Source organism: Rhabdaerophilum sp. SD176 (genome assembly GCF_030143245.1).
Lineage (GTDB): Bacteria > Pseudomonadota > Alphaproteobacteria > Rhizobiales > Beijerinckiaceae > Rhabdaerophilum.
The window spans coordinates 291,358-307,478 of the sequence record NZ_JARJNS010000006.1 but is presented as its reverse complement, the minus strand read 5'-3'; the positions used below and the strand labels follow the sequence as shown (position 1 = coordinate 307,478).

The following is a 16,121-nucleotide window of genomic DNA, read 5'->3' as shown; positions in this document are numbered from 1 at the left end:
CGATTTGCAATGTCAGAGCAGATCGATCACCGCCGCGAGATCCTCGGCTCGCCGTTGCCAGGTCTCGTTGGCCACAGCGCGCTGCCGCAATGTCTTGCGTCCGCCATCCTTCAGGGCTTCGCGGATCGCCTCAACGAAGGAAGCAGGCGTGGTCCCGACATGGATCAGGCTGCGATAGGGTTCCAGCGCGGGAAAATCCGTCGAAGCGATCGCGACGCCCGAGGCAAGGTACTCGCGCAGCTTCAGCGGATTGCACGCCCGGATCTGCGGCGTGTCCCGGAAGGGCAGCATCGCAACACGGAAATGCTGGACATAGGCCGGCAGCTGGTCATGCGGCTTGGGGCCGAGCAGGAAGACGTTCGGAATGGCCTCCAGCCCTTGCGTATCGGTATTGACCGGGCCGATGAAGACGAAATTCACGGCCGGCAGGGCCTTGGCTGCCTTGATCAGCAACTCGACATCGATCCAGCCCGACAGCGAACCATAGAACCCGACAATGGAACGACCGTCCGGAAGGTCATCCGGGCGGGGCTGGGGCCGGGCGAAAAGGTCGATATCGACGCCATGGGGTACGATCATCGTCTTGCTTTCCGGGAACCGGCCGGCGATTTCCGGGCTGGCAGCAAGCACGAGCTGCGCCTTTTCCACGAGGCGCTGTTCGAGCGCCACCACGGGCTCATGGTCGACACCGTCGAGCGCGCTGAAATCATCGCCCGCATAGAAGACCAGCGCCCGCTCGTCGAAGGCCCCGACCAGTGGTTCCGAGGTTGGCAGCGACGACCAGACAACCGGTCGCTTCATGCCGAGCCGGGCCATGGCCTGGCGCACCTGGCGGGCCACCATGCGGCGGGTGACGGCCGCCGCTGCCGGATTGCCGGGCAGGGGAATGGCCGCCGGCGAGATGATGACATCCGGCTTCCTCAGGCCATCATCGGGCGAAGGCTCGGAAAGGCTGAAGGTCGAGGCGACGAGGCTCCCGAATTTCCGGAGCAGCCGGGCGCCATCCTTCGCGGAGAAACGCGGTGCGCGGAGGCCCAGTGAATTCACCCAGATGATGCGCCGCTCGGGCAGCATGGCGCGGATAAGGTGCTGCGTGGAACTCGGATGGGCACCCCAATCCTCGCCGAAAACAATTAGGTCATGGGCCATGGTCAGGCTCCTTATCTGCAAGGGAACGGATCACCCGTGCCGGCACGCCGCCGGCAAGGACACGAGGGGGAAGGTCTTTCGTGACGACAGAACCGGCGGCGACCACCGTCCCGCGCCCGATACGGACGCCCGCATTCACCGTGACGCCGGTGGCAAGCCACACATCCGGCTCGAGGATGATGTCACCGCATTGCGAATCCTGGTCGGGCAGGCCGAGGGCGCGGGCTTCCGCGTCGAGCGGGTGCCCGGGATAGCCGGCGAGAAAGGCCCGGCCGGCAATGCGGACATTATCGCCCAGCACGACCCTTGTGCCCACGGCAATCGTGGTCTGCCAGCCGATATCGCAGTTCTTTCCCACGACCAGCATCGGCTCGCGCGAGGACGGGCGGGCCGTCAGCGTCACCTGGCCCGAGATCCGGCAATCCTCCCCGATGGTGAGCCGGAGAGGGCCCAGGATCAGCGGGATCCCGCCATAGAGATAGAGGCGGGAGGGAGGGTTGCGCGTCTGCGAGAGGAAGAGCGGCGTATCCCAGAGCATGCGCCGCATGGCCTGCCAGAGGCCGAGCCCGCCCAGCCGCGCCCGGTAGAGCGCGGCATGGAGGCCCGGAACAACCGGGAGGCGGCTGGCCCGCAGGGTGTGGAAGCCGGCATGGAGGAGCCGCGCGACCGGATGCCGCCGCGCCTTCACCCATTGGCGGAGCGAAAGGGCGTCGGTCATTCCACGGTCACCGACTTGGCGAGGTTGCGAGGCCGGTCGACATCGAGGCCGCGCAACCGGGCGACATGATAGGCCAGGAGTTGCAGCGGCACGGTCGAGACGATCGGCTGCAGCAGCTCGCAACCCTGCGGCACGGTCAATGAATGCGTCGAGACATCCGACAGCGAGAGCAGGGATGCACGGTCACCCACAAGCACGATCCGGCCATTCCGGGCGGCAATCTCGCGGACATTGGACGCGCTCTTCTCGAAGAGCGAGCCCGAGGCGACCAGCGCGACGATCGGCGTCTGCGGATCGACCAGCGCGATCGGCCCGTGCTTCAGCTCGCCGGCTGCAAAACCCTCGGCATGGATATAGCTGATTTCCTTGAGTTTCAGCGCACCTTCCATTGCAACCGGGAACAGCGAGCCGCGCCCGACATAGATCATGCTGTGCGCATTGTGGATGCGCTCGGCCACCGCGATCACGGCCGGCTCGTTGTGAAGGGCGGCGGTGACCATGTCGCCGAGCTTCTGAAGGCGGGCATGGAACTGCCCGATCCCGGGCTGGTTGCGCCGCTGGCCGGCCGCGAGGGCCAGCATGGCAAGCACGGTCAGCTGGGCCGAGAAGGCCTTGGTCGAGGCAACCCCGATTTCCGGGCCGGCAAGCAGCGGGATCGTGCCATCCGCCTCGCGGGCGATTGTGCTGCCGATCTGGTTGACCAGCGCGATCACCGGGATGCCCCGGGCCCGCATCACTTCCATCGCCCCGATCGTGTCGGCGGTCTCGCCGGACTGGGAAATGACGATGGCCAGCTCGCCCGGCAGTGGCGGCGCGAAGGCCTCGTAACGGAATTCCGATGCGATGGCGACTTCGGCCGGCACCCGGGCAAATTCCTGGAACCAGCGGCGGGCCAGCGCCGCCGCATAATAGGACGTCCCGCATGCCACGAGCGTGATCCGCGAGACCCGGCGGAAATCCACCGGAACCATCGCAAGCACATCGGACGGCACCCGATACTGGCCGAGAATGCGGGCGATCACGTCCGGCTGTTCGTGGATCTCGCGCAGCATGTGATGCGCATAGGGATTGTCGTCGCAGGCGAAAACCGACGGGTCGACCGCCAGGGTCTGGCGCTGGACACGTTCACCGGCCCGGTTGAACAGCGCGACGCCGTCACGGGTGATCTCGGCGCTGTCCCCGTCCTCGAGGATCATCGCCTCGCTGGCATAACCTGCCAGGGCCTGCGGATCCGAAGCGAGCACGCCGCCGCCCTTGCCGAAGCCGACGGCCAGCGGCGAACCGCGGCGGTAGGCACGCAGGACATCCGGTTCGTTTTCGGAAATTGCGGCGATCGCAAAGGCGCCGTGCAATTCCTCGCCGACCCGGTGCATCGCATCCTTTGCGCTCGCCCCGCCAGCCATATGCTGGTGCATCAGCCAGGGGATGACTTCGCTGTCGGTCTCGGAGCGGAACCGCGCGCCGCGATCGCTGAGGGCATGACGCAACTCACGGTGGTTCTCGATGATGCCGTTATGGGCGATTGCAAGGCCCGGCGCGATATGCGGATGGGCATTGCGCTCGCTCGGCGAGCCATGGGTGGCCCAGCGGGTATGGGCGATGCCGACTGTCCCGGCCGGCGGGCCCGAACGGACAACGGCCTCCAGCGCATCGACCTTGCCGACAGCGCAACGGCGCTCGATCCCGCCCTGCTCGATCGTGGCAATGCCGGCTGAATCGTATCCGCGATATTCAAGGCGCCTCAGCCCTTCGATCAGGGCCGGGGCCACCGGTTCATTGGCAATTCGAGCAAAAATCCCGCACATGGCTTTCTCCAGCATTTGTGACACCCCGAGGGGCCTGCCGGAGAGCCTGCATGGCGCTTGCCAGACGGCTTGATTGATTAAGTATCAGATTTTGAATGATTTTTTATCGGAGTCGCGAGAATGCGGATTTGCAAATCCCGAACCGGATTCGCAGAACGCGACAGGGCTGCGCTCAATGCGACAAGCACATAGACCGGCCAGGTAAAGCCCTGCGTCAGGAAGGTGCCGGAAAGGCAGAACCCGGCAACGCCCGAGAGCAGGCCCAACCCTGCGGCCCGTACAGGAGCTGTCTCCGGGCCCGGCGCGATACGGGGCAGGGTGCGGAGCAGGCTGCGCGCCGTGACGGCGATCATGGTCACGAAGACGATCAGGCCGGGCAGGCCGGTTTCGCCGAGCACGCCGAACCAGGTCGAGTGCACCGCATGGTTCATGCCGTCCCAATGGTCCGAATAGAAGAAATAATTGGGAACGAAATTGTCGAGCCCGACACCGGTCAGCGGCCGCTGCGTGGCCATCTTGATCGCGGCTTCCCAGGCGTAGATCCGGCCCATCGCACTCTCGTCGATCCCCTCTTCATGCGCGCCGCCAGAGGCACGCGAGGAAATGCCGGCGGCCGCAAACAGGATCGCCAGCCCGATCAGCCCGATCGTGACCAGCAACATCTTGTTCTTCACCAGGCGCCAGCCCACCGTCCCGAAAACCGCCACCATGCCGAGCAGGCCGCCCCGGCTCTGCGTGGCGATGATGGCGGCGATGATGGCCGCAGACCCGAGGAGACCGATAGTCCGGTCGAGGCGCCCGGTTGGCGAAACAGTCATGCCGACGGCAAAGCTGAGCGGAAAGAGCAGCACCAGCGAGAGATCGTTCGGATCGCCGAGGACGGAGCCGATATCGCGCCCGATCGTGACGCGCGTTCCTTCGACAAGCCCGATCCCCTGCGCCTTGTTCTGCAGGGCCACCGCTGCTACGGCCACACCCGCCAGCACCATCACCCGCATGAAAAGCAGGAAATCCCCCGGCTTGCGCACAAGCCAGGCGATGGCGAGCGTCATGATGCCGATCTTGACATAGGTCGCGGTCCAGTAGGCGATCGCCGTCGGGCGGTCGGTGGCGAAGGGTACGCCGATCGTGACCAGCAGAAAAAAGGCGCCGAACCAGACCAGTTCGCGCGAGAGGAACGGCTTCAGTGCCTTGGAGCCCAGGGCATGCCACGCGATGACCCCGAGGGTCGGGATGGCGAGCAACTGCGGGATCCGCAGCGGCAGCAATACTGGAAACACCTCGTGCAGCCTGAAGAAGGAGAAGGCGACGAAGCCGAGGCAGAGCAGGAATGGATGGCCCATGCAGAAGCGGATGGCGAAGGGCGCCAGCCCGATGGCCGTCGCCACAAGGGCCACGCCGAGCGGGAAGCCGCTCGCCGTGCCGATGACGAAGACCAGCAGGCAGATGGCCAGGGCGAAGGCCGAACTGTCCTGACGTCCCTCGACGGGAATGCGATGTGAGACCGGACGCATCCTAGCCTCGCCCCGCCGGGAGCAACGGGCTTCCCCGCATCGGCAGCACCGCGCGGGCGAGAACGAGGCCAAGGAGGGCCAGGGTCACCAGCGGCCACGCCCAGTCATGGTTTGCGCCATCGGCCAGCATCACCATCGAAACCAAAGTGGCGGCGATCATCGCCAGGCCAAGTGGCAAAGGGTAGGGGATGCAGCCGGCCGTTCCGCGATCCGACCAGAACAGGACGAGCCGGCAGCTCTGCCCCGCCGCTGTGGCGAGGATCGCTCCGGCCAGCCCCAATCGCGGGATCAGCACCGCATAGAGCAGGGTGGCAACCAGAGCTGCGGCCATGTTCACCGCGAGCACCCGCCAGCCCGCCGCCCGCGCATAGGCGGGACCGTTCGAGAGCGAAGCGAGCTCATTGAGCAGGATCAGCAGGATGAGCCATGGCAGGAAGACCATTGCGCCGTGATAGGCCGGAGGGAACAGCCCCAGCACGAAAAGGCGGGCTGCCCCGGTGACGGCGAGCGCGCCGAGGCAGAGCAGCGCGAGCCCGACCAGCCAGAACCGGGCGGTTTCGGCAGGGCCTTCCGGGCCGGCCAGTATGGCGAAACGGCGCGGATACCACCACAATCCGAAGGGCTGGATCGCAAGCGCCAGCGCCATCGCAAGCTTGGTCGCGAGGGCGTAATGCGCGAGGGCAGCCGGCTGGACCGCACCGGCCAGGAACCAGCGGTCCAGCGAGCCCAGCGCGAACATGGCGAGCCCGCCGCCGATCACAGGTCCGGCATAGCGCAGCTGCGCCGGCAGGAGGGCGATCTCGAACCGGGGCAGGCCCCGGCCGGGCATCAGCCGCCAGAGCAGCAAGATGACGAGGCCGTCAATCACGGCATTGCCGATCAATACGCCATCGACGCCGAACCCGGCATGCAGCCCGCCGATCAGCAACGCGGCCTGCGCCAGCGACCGTCCGACCACGAAGGCGGTGAAGCGCATCGGCTGCCCCATCAGCCGCCAATAGGCGAGGGGCAGTTCGATGAAAGCGCCGAGACAGGCCGAAAGCAGGGCGAGCCGCAGGGCGGTCTCGCCCGGCATGTTCGGCCATGGCGCCACGATTGGCACGATCACGATCTGGCAGAAGAGGGCCAGCGGCAGGCCGAGCGCGGCGGCAAGGCCAGCCAGCATGCGGGCCAGCCGCGCCCGTTCCTCGGCACTGCCTGCCGCGAAACGGAACAGGGTGTCGGCAATGGCCAGGCAGCCGATCAGCCCGATCGGTTCGATCAGGGCAGCCGCCATGTCGAGGCGGATGAAATCCTCCGGCGGGAGGGTCCGCGTCAGGAAGGGCAGCGTGAACAGCACCAGGCCTTTGCCGAAGGCAACGCTGACGGCATAGAGCAGGACGGCGGAGATCGGGGATGTCATGGCAGGTCCAGTGTCTCGAAGGTGGCCGAGAGCCGGGCGGCGCATTGGTCCAGCGAGAAGGCCCGCACCACATGCTGCCGAGCCAACTGGAGCTGGGCCATCCGGGCCGTTTCCCCTTGCTGCGCGATCCGGAGGATGGCCTCGGCAAGGGCGCTGACATCGCCGGGGGGGACGAGCGTCCCCATCTCCGGCAGGATCATTTCCTTCACACCCATATAGGCGGTGGAAATGACCGGCAGGCCCAAGGCCATCGCCTCCTTGACCACGAGCGGCCCGGTATCGCGCGCGCCATCGGGTGCCGTCTTGAACGGCGCGACAAGCGCGAGATAATCCGGTCCGTTTCCGGCATACCAGCTGGCCGTCTGCGCGCCGAGGAAGCGGATCGCATCCGGGCCGCTGCCGAGTTGGCCTGCCTCGGCCTCGAGGTGCTGCCGCAAGGGACCGTCGCCGACAAGGTCCAGCCCGGGCCGCCTTTCGGGAGGAAGCATGGCAAGGGCAGCGAAGAGATCGTCGAGCCCCTTCTGTGGCACCAGCCGGCCGACAAAGAGCAGCCGCCCGTTGGATTTCGCCTTCGGCCGCCAGGCATAGCGCTCCGGATCGATGCCGCAGGGCACGATCCGCAGGTTGCAGGCCGGCTCGGCCTTCCGGAGATCCTCCGCGAGATCGCCGCAAACGGCGATGACCCGGTCGGCAGCGGCGAGCTTCTCGGGCAGGTCCTCGGCTTCCGCATAGACGTCATGGCCATGACAGACGAAGGACACGCTCACCCCGGCCAGCCGCGCGCCAAGGATGGCATGGGCCGCGCCGCCTCCGGCAAAATGGGCATGGACATGGTCGATCCGCTCGCGGCGCAGCCAATGCGCGATCCGCCATCCCTGATAGACGAGCGAGGCGCGTGGCAGACGCTTCTGCCGGAAGGCAAACTGCAATCCGCGCGCAAGAGCCCGTGGCGCGGGCGGGAAAACAGCCCGGTTTCCCCGCGGCAGGTCTTTCAGGCAGGTCGCCCGGTCGGCGAGGCCGACATCCTCCGGCTGGGCCATGCCTGCGCCGCGGCGCATGATCAGCGGGAGCACGGAATGCCCCTGCCGCTGCATGGCGCGGATCTCGTTTCCGACAAAGGTTTCCGACAGGACAGGAAACTCGGCGAGGACATAGGCGAGGCGCTTCATGGGAACTCCGGACATTCGGTTGCGGCACGAAATCAGCAAGGGAGATGCCATGCGGGCCGAGACCCGCCCCAAGCAGTGGAGTTTGCGATGTCCCGCCCCCTTTTCGATGCGCGCGTCAGCGTCATCATTCCGAACCGCAACAATCTCGATACGCTTCCGGCCGCGATCCATTCGATCGGGCTCCAGCAGCTGGATGCCGTCGAGATCCTCGTCATCGATGACGGCTCGACCGACGGCTCCCGCGAATGGCTGTCGGCCATGGCCCGGGAACTGCCGCAGCTTCGCGTGCTGCATACAGAATCCCTCGGGCCTGCGGGCGCCAGAAACCTCGGTATTTCAGAGGCTTCAGCCCCGATTATCGCCTTCCTCGATTCCGATGATGTCTGGCTGCGCGGCAAACTGCGCGTGCAGATGGAGCATCTGGAAAGGAACCCGGAAATCGGGATGAGCTTCACCGATTACCGCCATATCGGCCCCTCGGGCGAGGATCGCGGCACCTGCTTCGACTATTGGCGCCCGGGCTTCCGCAACCAGCCGCCGACGCATTTCTTCGCCCTCGAGGAGGCCGAGGCGATGCTGCTCGGGCACAACCTTGTCGGGACATCGACTGTCGCGGTTCGCAAATCGCTGTTGCAGAATGCGAACGGCTTCGCAACGGATCTCGCCTCGGCCGAAGACTGGGATCTCTGGCTGCGCCTCGCTGCCATGGCCCCTGTCGCGGCAAGCACGATGATCATGACCCATTACCTTATGCGCCCGGGGAGCCTGACCTCGCGCCTGCAGGACCGGCTTGGCGCCATCGAGGCGATTGCCGGGCGTTATCGCGGCCGCCAGGACAAGGCGATCCGCCAAGCCCTGCGCAAGGTCGATGCGCGCCTCGCCCGAGCCCGGGCCGAGATCGCGCGGAAGGAAGAGCGGCATCTCTCGGCTGCCATGGCCGAATTGCGGGCCTGCTGTGCCACACCTTCCCGTCCGGGATTGCGCGCTGCCGCTGCCGATCTGGTGCGCGGTCTCCAGCCGTCCCCGGCGCGGATCTGACGGTCGAGGCAACAATGATCCTGTTCGAGGCCTCCATCCCGCCTGATCTGCTGGCCCTCAGCGCGCTCCGCAAGGACCTCTCGGCCCGGCTGGACACGTTATGCCCGGCCGATCCGGTCCGGCAGGCGATTCTCCTGACCCTGTCGGAGATCGGTGCCAACACGATCCTGCACGCGGATCCGGCGCCCGAGACGGTGACCGTCCGGCTCAGCCTTCACGGGGCCTCGCTGTCGATCGATATCGAGGATGATGGTGGCGGCTTCGATGATTTCGATGGGGCCTGTGCCCGCTCGCTGGTCAAGCAGGACCATCTCTTCGCGGAAAGCGGCCGTGGCCTCGCGATCATCCAGTCCATGGTCGACGGGTTGTCCTACACGCCGGGCCTGCCGAACCGCCTGCGTGCAACGAAGCGCCTCGCGGGGGACAGGCCGACCATCCTGATCGTCGAGGACAGCCCCATCCTGCTCGAAACCTATGCCGCCATGCTCAAGGGCCAGTACGACATCCTCAAGGCACCGGGCTTCGATGCTGCGATCGGCATTGCCGCCAGCCAGTCGATCGATGGCATCGTCACCGACCTCCACCTCGAGGGTCACGACGGCAGCGCCCTGATCGATGCACTGGAATGGAAGGCGGATCGCCCGCCCGTGCCTGTCCTCGTGCTGACGGGCGAGCGCGATCCGGACCGGCTGCGGATGGTCTTCAATGCCGGTGTCGAACAGGTCCTGAGCAAGCCGGTCAGTTCCGATGCGCTCCGGAATGCCGTGGCCGCAATGCTGACTCGGAACGCCCGGAACAATGCGCGCATGTTCCGATTCTTCAGCGCGGCCATTGACCGGGAAGGCCACGATGACCTGCCCGAGCGGATCGGTCCCCTGCGGGTCGTTTCACGGCATGCGCGGGCGGGGTTCGGCCGTGGTGATTTCCTGTGCCTGTTCCGGCGGCCCGGCGGCCACCGGCTTGTTCTGGCCGATGTCATGGGCCATGGTTTGGCTGCGCAGCTCGCCGCGATGCGGTTCCGCGCAGCGATGGCGGGCGTCCATGGCGCCATGCCGCATCTTCCCTGCAACATGTTCCTCTCCGCCCTGTCACGGGCGATGTCGAAAGACCTGCTTCTCCCGGAGGCCTTCTTCTCGCTGGTCGTGGCGGATATCGACGAGGATGGCCTCGTTGCCCTGTCGGCAGCCGGGCATCCTCGGCCCTTCATGGGTGATGCCCAGGGCATCACCATGGTCGAGGTGGACGGGCCTTTCCTCGGCCTGTTCGAGGAGGTCGAATACCCTGTCGCACAAGTGCGGCTCGCGCCGGGGCAACGCCTATATCTGCCGACGGACGGTCTGGACGCCCGGTCGGAACAGGTCGGTCGTGAAGTGCCGGCATGGCTCGCCGAGGCAATGCTTGCCGTGCGTGACCAGCCGCTGGAAGCGGCCGGCGACCGGCTTGAAGCCGAGATCCGCGCGACGCTTTCGCTTGCACCGGAAGATGACTGGACATTGGTGATGCTGGAGGCCGCGGCCTGACCGCGTCAGGCCCCGGCCCGCCGATAGGCTTCCAGCACCCGCGCGAGGCCCTTTTCCAGCCCGAATTCCGTTTCGCCATGACGATGGGCACGGATGCGGAGGGCATCGCGTTCAGCCGGCGGCAGGGCCAGCCAGTCCTGAACGCCCTGTGAAAGGCCATTGAGGATCTGTGCCTCGGACCCCGGCCCGACCAGCCAGCCCGCCGCGCCATTCCCGATCACGCTGGCCATGGCGCCGACCGGGGTCGAGACCACCGGAATGCCCCGTGCCAACGCTTCCAGCGCCGCCATGGGCAATCCCTCCGCCCGCGAGGGGATAACCAGCAGGTCAAGCCCCGGCCAGATGGCACCGGGGTCGCGGACCATCCCATGCCAGATCACGCTGGATCCGGCCCGTTCCGTCAGTTCGGCGCGCATGGCGCCATCGCCGAAGACATGGAAACTGGCCGCGCCCTTCATCCGCAAGGCGAGATCGATGAAGCGGTCCGGCGCCTTCTCGGGCGAGAGCCGCCCGACAAAGCCGATCTGCGGCTGGCGCCGCTTGGCGGCTTCCAGAGGAGGAAAGCGCAGGAAGTTCGGCACAATCGCGGTTCGGAAAGGCAGGCGGTTGGCGATGGCCGAGGAGACAGACAGGCCTTCCGCCATCCAGCCGGTCCAGGCGTCGAGCGCCTGATACAGGTTGACGGGGAACGGGCCGGTCTCGCCGGAATGGTAGGTGGAAACGACCGGAACCCGGACGATCCGGGCCGCCAGTCTGCCCAGAATCCCGGCCTTGTAGCCATGGCTATGGAGCAGCAGGGGCTCGCGGCTGCGCAGCCGCCCGAGGAGGCGGTCGATCCGCCCGCCCAGATTCGAGAAGGGCAATCCGGCCGCACGAAGGCGATCCTCGAACGCATTGCCGGGATATTGCCGCCAGAACACGACTTCCGCCGGAAAACCGGCCTCGGGCAGCGCCTCGGCCAGGGTCGCGATATGGGATTCGATCCCGCCGAGGCCGGAACTGTCGAGAAAGAGCAGGATGCGGGTCATGTCAGGCCGGAAGGTTGAAGAGCGGAAGGGACTCAGCCCAGGCGGCGAGACGGTCCGCCCAGCGGGGACGCAAGCGCCGGAACCGCCGGACCTCGCGGGCAATCTCCGAGCCGAGGCTTGGGGCGATAATGTCGTTGATGACGAACCCGGCCAGGGGTGCCCGGCATTCGGCCAGGAGTGCCAAGGCGGCATCCCGCTCATGGCCGAAAGTGCGGTTGGCCTTGCCGATCACCAGCGTTGCCCCGGAAATCGCCGCAATGGTCATGGCCTCGATCGCCGCGCCGGAGCCGATCCGGGCCGGAGCGCAATCGACAATCACGGCATCGTAGGCCGAGAGTTCGGTCTCGAACAGGGACCGCAGGCGCGCCGGATCGTTGAACCGGCCGGCATCATCCGGATGGATGGCGATCCAGAGCCGGTCTGGCCCTTCAGCCTCGCGGGAAACGAGATGCAGCCCGCCGCCATCGCCCGGCGACCAGCGCCCCGGGCTCGTCCGGGGGTCAGGGGGAAGCGACGCATCCACGAGCAGCACCTTGAGGCCGGTTTCATGCAGACGGCGAGCGAACAGCGCCGCGATCAGCGAGTTCCCGGCATTGGCATGCGGGGCAGTGAGGGCGATGACCCGCGCGCCTTGCGTGAACGTGGCATGGCGCATCCGCTCGAGCAGGGTATGGAGATTGGCGGTGATGCCGCTGGTTTCGGATTTGGCCATTACAGGGCTCCCAGCAGGGCGACGAGCGAGACGAGCGGGATCACGTCGCGGACGCCGTCCATGAAGATTTTCCAGTCACTCTGCGCCATGTTCGGCACGTAGACCGTGTCTCCGGCCCGCACCGCCGGCAGCCGCGAAATGTCGCCCGACTTGGCAAAGCCGACGAGGTCGAAGAGGCGCGCGCCTTCGGTCTGGGCCGTGATGTTGATCACGACGATCTTTGTCTGGAGTGCGTCGCTGGTCGGACCGCCGGCTTCGGCCAGCAGGTCGAGCAGGGTCATGTCATCGGCGAAGCGGTAGCGGCCCGGCTTGCCGACGGCGCCGATGACGCGGACCGTCCGCTCCTTCGGGTCGTCGAGCCATTCCTTGTTCCGGTCCGGAATGAAGATGACATCTCCGGGCTTGACGCGCGGCAGGAGCTTGTCATCCCCGGTCTCGAAATACCGCGCAAGATTGACCTTGCTGATCCGCGAACCCTTGCCGTGGCGGTGCGAGACGCGGACATTCCTCAGGTCGGCCGCACTGGTCGGGCCATTTGCCGCCGCGATGATGTCGAGGAAGTTCATCTGCGTGTTGAAGGCGTAGCGTCCGGGCGAGCCGACCTGTCCCATCACGTAGATCGAGGCTTCCGGCGCCTGCTGCACCCATTGGCCCTTCATGTCGACGGGGCTGGACGGGAGGTCCGGCACCATGATCACGGCCCCGGCCCGAAGGCGGGGCAGGGCGGTGTTCTGGCCATTCAGATAGGCCGTCATGTCGAACAGGACGGGCTTGCCCTTGTCATTCTCGCCGAGCCGGATCTGGATCCGCGCGAGATCGGCCTTGTGTGTCGGTCCGCCGGCCTGCGCCAGCAGGTCGAGCAGCGACATCTCGTCCGACCATTCGAACCGGCCCGGTCGTGTCACAGCGCCCATGAGCTTGACAGCGCGGTCAGGCGCGATCTTGAGCCAGGAGGGTTCCTTGGTATCGGTCTTCTCGGGCACGAAGATCGCGTCGCCGGCCCCGACGGGCGGCAGGGCACCGCCCTTGCCCTCGGTGAAGAGAGGCAGGTCCACGAGGGCCACCGTGCCATCGGCCCGGATGAGACGGATCTGGCGTGTATCGGCGAAGCGCGTCGGGCCGCCGGCATTGGCAAGGATATCGATGAACCCGGCGCCCGGCTTCGAGTCGAACGCGCCCGGTTTCGCCACCTCACCCATGACATAGACCGTGTTCTTGCCGGAGCGGATCTCTTCGAGCTGCTTCGGCACGAAGATGGTCGCACCCTCGGCGAGATCGGGCAAGAGATGCGCCTTTCCGCTGTCGAGGAAAGTCTGGAGGTTGAAGATCGTGGGCTGGCCCTTGGCGATGATGCGGATCTGTTCGACCGAGGCATAGCGGGTCACGCCGCCGGCGCGCATGATCATGTCGATCGCGTTCGAGCCGGGCTTGAATGCGAAGATACCGGGCTTGTTGACCTCGCCGAACACCTTGATGGAGGAGCGGTCCTCGCCACCATCTCCGGCTTCCGCGAGGGTTCGCCCGTCGAAATCGATCTGGACATTGCCGGTCCGCGGCGAAGCAGGCACGAACAACGTATCGAGCGGCTCCAGTGCAGGCAGGAGGCCGGGATCACCGGTATCGAGATACTTCTTGTAGTCGAAGGTGATCTCGCGATCCTTCCGCTGCAGCCGGAACCGGTCGAGCTGCGCGCCCTGGTTCAGGCCGCCGGCGGCCGCGATCGCCATCTGCACCGAGGCATCGCCGGGAATCTCCACCGGCCCGGGATTCTTGACATAGCCAAGCACGGTCACGAGCAGGCGCCTGTCCTTGAGCGCCAATGTCAGCCGGTCGAGATCCCGGTAGACGCGCGAAAGACTGGTCCGGATCGCGCCTTCGGCTTCCCGGGTTGTGAGCCCGGCCACGATGACCGCACCGACTTCCGGCAGGATGATCTGGCCCTGCCGGTCGATCTTGAAATCCTGTGAGAGAGCAGCTTCGCCCGGCACGCGCAGCGCGACCGTATCCCCGATCCGCAGCGCGTCGCCGGCCGTGGCAGCAAGAGCCGTTGTCGCCATGACGGCGAGGAAGGCCATGAACGCGAGGATCAGGCCGGCAAACCGGGCCGGATGGAAGGCTGCGAGGGGATTCATGGTCAGGGGCTCCGCAGATGGGGCTCGATCGTATCGAGCACACGGGCAAGGCGACGCTGGTCTTCGGCGAGATCATCGGCAAGACCAGCCTGGTGGTTGCGCTGCGCGCGGATCAGGAGCAGCCGGGCTTCGTCCGCGAGGCCAGCCGCCCAGCGTTCGGCGCCGCGCTGGCGCAGGGTTTCGTACCGCATGGTCAGACCCTGCAGCCCCGGATCCTCGACCGGGCGCCGTTCGGCAAAGCCGCCCGTCCCGGGTTCGGGCCAGGTGGCACAGCCGCCGGCCAGTCCGGCGATCAGGACGAGAATGGCCAGGCGCGGCATCACGCGCTCCGGGCCAGATCCGGCGCGAGGATCGGCGTCAGCTTGAGATGGTCAAGAAGCTGGCGCGGCTGGCCGCTCAGACCGGCGATTTCCAGCCGGCGGCCACGGGCATTGAGCCGCTTGTACAGGAAGACGAGCCCGCCCACGCCGCTGGAATCGATGAAGCTGACATTGGAGACATCCAGCGCGATGTCTTCCTCGGCAGCGGCAAGTTCCTCGAACAGCACGCGCACGGTCGTCATCGTGCCGGCATCGAGGTCGTCTTGAATGCGCAATCTACGGGTCATGGTCTGCTCCTTCTTCCGGCCATCGCGGCCGATCCGGGATGGAAGTCAGCAAGGCGGGTGCCAGCCGCGATCGGCCTGCAATCTGGCGATTTCCACCGGTTTCCGGGGCGGACACGCCCAGTTCGCAAATCCGGAATTGCAAAAAGCAACGCGCAGCGGGGTGGTTTCCGTTGCGAATTCGAAAGAATCGCGGCTGTGGCGTCGGGCATGGGCCTTGCTGGAACGGGGCAGACCCTGATCCAGAAAGGCCCCGTCGATGCCGACCCATTTTCATATTGTTCAGCGCATGGCCCCGGGCGGGATCGAGACTGTTGTTCTCGATCTCGCCCGCATGGACCCTGACGTCGTGATCGTCTCTCTCGAAGGTACGCGTGAGAGCCTGGTTGCCCATTGGCCGGCCCTTGCCGGTCTCGGCCGGCAGCTGGTCGGCCTCGGCAAGCCCGCAGGGCAGGCCTGGCTGCTGGTGCCGGTACTGGCAGCGCTGATGCGCAAGCGGCGTGCGCAGGCTGTGGTGACCCACCATATCGGCCCGCTGCTCTATGGCGGCCTTGCCGCCCGGCTGGCCGGCATCACCCGCCGGATCCATGTCGAGCACGATGGCTGGCACTACGCCAATGGCCGCCGTCGGCGCCTCGCGCGGGCGCTGGAATGGCTGGTGGCACCGAAGCGCGTGGCGGTCTCGCATGCCACGGCCGGCCAGGTGGCCGAGGCCATCGGCGTGGTTCATCAGATCGTCATTGCCAATGGCGTCGATCTCGATCGCTTCCAGCCCGGCTCGGCCCGGTATGCGCGGCTGCGTTTCGGCCTACCGCTGGAGGCCCGGCTGATCGGATGTATTGGCCGCCTCGAGATTGTAAAAGGGCAGGATGTGCTGATCGATGCGCTCGTCCGCCTTCCGCAGGAATGGCATGCCGTTCTGGCCGGGCAGGGCAGCCAGGCCGACGCCCTGCGCGCCCGTGCCGAGGCAAATGGCCTTGCCGGCCGCGTCCATTTTCTCGGTCACGTCGAGGCGCCTGAAAGCCTGTTCCCGGCCTTTGACCTGCTCGCGCTTCCCTCCCGGGCCGAGGGCTTCCCACGTGTCCTGATCGAGGCGCAGGCGGCTGGCCTGCCGGTCATCGCCACGAAGGTCGGCGGTGTGGCCGAGGCCGTTTGCCCACGGACCGGCTATCTCGTCCCGCCGGAAAATCCCGATGCGCTGGCCGAATGCATCCGACAGCTGGCCGAGATGCCGCCCGTCACGAGCCCGCGTTCCTTCGTCGATCCCCGTTTCTCCCATCGCGAGATGGCTGCGCAATACCGCGCGCTGCTTGCCACCTGATTCCTACGG

Annotated in this window: 14 protein-coding genes; 3 read left to right on the top strand and 11 right to left on the bottom strand. The window is 66.6% G+C overall.

Annotated features, from left to right (window positions below; translation table 11 throughout):
- Positions 1-12: 12 nt before the first annotated feature.
- The 6 genes from P0652_RS15895 to P0652_RS15870 all read right to left on the bottom strand — a co-directional run bounded on the left by P0652_RS15895 (position 13) and on the right by P0652_RS15870 (position 7,757).
- A complete protein-coding gene (locus tag P0652_RS15895; RefSeq protein WP_284179842.1) occupies positions 13-1,149 on the bottom strand; it encodes a glycosyltransferase in 1,137 nt (378 codons plus the stop codon).
- The gene (locus P0652_RS15890; protein ID WP_284179841.1) at positions 1,139-1,867 is read right to left on the bottom strand and encodes an acyltransferase; all 729 of its coding nucleotides are present in this window, start codon (positions 1,865-1,867) and stop codon (positions 1,139-1,141) included. Before P0652_RS15890 ends, P0652_RS15895 begins: the two co-directional genes overlap by 11 nt.
- Positions 1,864-3,672 carry a glutamine--fructose-6-phosphate transaminase (isomerizing) gene (glmS, locus tag P0652_RS15885; RefSeq protein ID WP_284179840.1) on the bottom strand — a complete coding sequence of 603 codons (1,809 nt, stop codon included), beginning with the start codon at positions 3,670-3,672 and terminating at the stop codon, positions 1,864-1,866. Before glmS ends, P0652_RS15890 begins: the two co-directional genes overlap by 4 nt.
- A 77-nt stretch (positions 3,673-3,749) precedes the next feature.
- A complete protein-coding gene (locus P0652_RS15880; RefSeq protein WP_284179839.1) occupies positions 3,750-5,186 on the bottom strand; it encodes an O-antigen ligase family protein in 1,437 nt (478 codons plus the stop codon).
- Between the two features lies 1 nt (position 5,187).
- Positions 5,188-6,588 carry a lipopolysaccharide biosynthesis protein gene (locus tag P0652_RS15875; RefSeq protein ID WP_284179838.1) on the bottom strand — a complete coding sequence of 467 codons (1,401 nt, stop codon included), beginning with the start codon at positions 6,586-6,588 and terminating at the stop codon, positions 5,188-5,190.
- Positions 6,585-7,757, bottom strand: a complete 1,173-nt coding sequence (locus P0652_RS15870) for a glycosyltransferase (protein WP_284179837.1) — start codon at positions 7,755-7,757, stop codon at positions 6,585-6,587. The genes P0652_RS15875 and P0652_RS15870 overlap by 4 nt, the downstream gene beginning before the upstream one ends.
- An 87-nt stretch (positions 7,758-7,844) precedes the next feature.
- Here P0652_RS15870 and P0652_RS15865 point away from each other — a divergent pair, with 87 nt between their 5' ends.
- Positions 7,845-8,795, top strand: coding sequence for a glycosyltransferase family 2 protein (locus tag P0652_RS15865; RefSeq protein WP_284179836.1), 951 nt, complete (start codon positions 7,845-7,847; stop codon positions 8,793-8,795).
- 14 nt (positions 8,796-8,809) lie between these two features.
- Positions 8,810-10,315, top strand: a complete 1,506-nt coding sequence (locus tag P0652_RS15860; RefSeq protein ID WP_284179835.1) for a SpoIIE family protein phosphatase — start codon at positions 8,810-8,812, stop codon at positions 10,313-10,315.
- A 5-nt stretch (positions 10,316-10,320) separates the two neighbouring features.
- Here the strand turns inward: P0652_RS15860 and P0652_RS15855 are convergent, their stop codons facing one another.
- The 5 genes from P0652_RS15855 to P0652_RS15835 are packed head-to-tail and all read right to left on the bottom strand — an operon-like array spanning position 10,321 to position 14,794.
- Positions 10,321-11,343 carry a glycosyltransferase family 4 protein gene (locus P0652_RS15855; RefSeq protein ID WP_284179834.1) on the bottom strand — a complete coding sequence of 341 codons (1,023 nt, stop codon included), beginning with the start codon at positions 11,341-11,343 and terminating at the stop codon, positions 10,321-10,323.
- Position 11,344: 1 nt separating this feature from the next.
- Entirely contained in the window at positions 11,345-12,055 is a 711-nt protein-coding gene (locus tag P0652_RS15850; protein WP_284179833.1) for a P-loop NTPase family protein, read from the bottom strand.
- A complete protein-coding gene (locus tag P0652_RS15845) occupies positions 12,055-14,187 on the bottom strand; it encodes an SLBB domain-containing protein (RefSeq protein ID WP_284179832.1) in 2,133 nt (710 codons plus the stop codon). The genes P0652_RS15850 and P0652_RS15845 overlap by 1 nt, the downstream gene beginning before the upstream one ends.
- Positions 14,188-14,189: 2 nt before the next feature.
- On the bottom strand, positions 14,190-14,507 hold the full coding sequence (locus tag P0652_RS15840; protein WP_284179831.1) for a hypothetical protein: 318 nt from the start codon (positions 14,505-14,507) through the stop codon (positions 14,190-14,192).
- Positions 14,507-14,794 carry an STAS domain-containing protein gene (locus P0652_RS15835; RefSeq protein ID WP_284179830.1) on the bottom strand — a complete coding sequence of 96 codons (288 nt, stop codon included), beginning with the start codon at positions 14,792-14,794 and terminating at the stop codon, positions 14,507-14,509. Before P0652_RS15835 ends, P0652_RS15840 begins: the two co-directional genes overlap by 1 nt.
- A gap of 256 nt (positions 14,795-15,050) precedes the next feature.
- On the opposite strand from P0652_RS15835, the gene P0652_RS15830 reads away from it, so the two are divergent.
- Positions 15,051-16,112: a glycosyltransferase gene (locus P0652_RS15830; RefSeq protein ID WP_284179829.1), complete on the top strand. Its 1,062-nt coding sequence runs from the start codon at positions 15,051-15,053 to the stop codon at positions 16,110-16,112.
- The last annotated feature ends 9 nt before the right edge of the window (positions 16,113-16,121 follow it).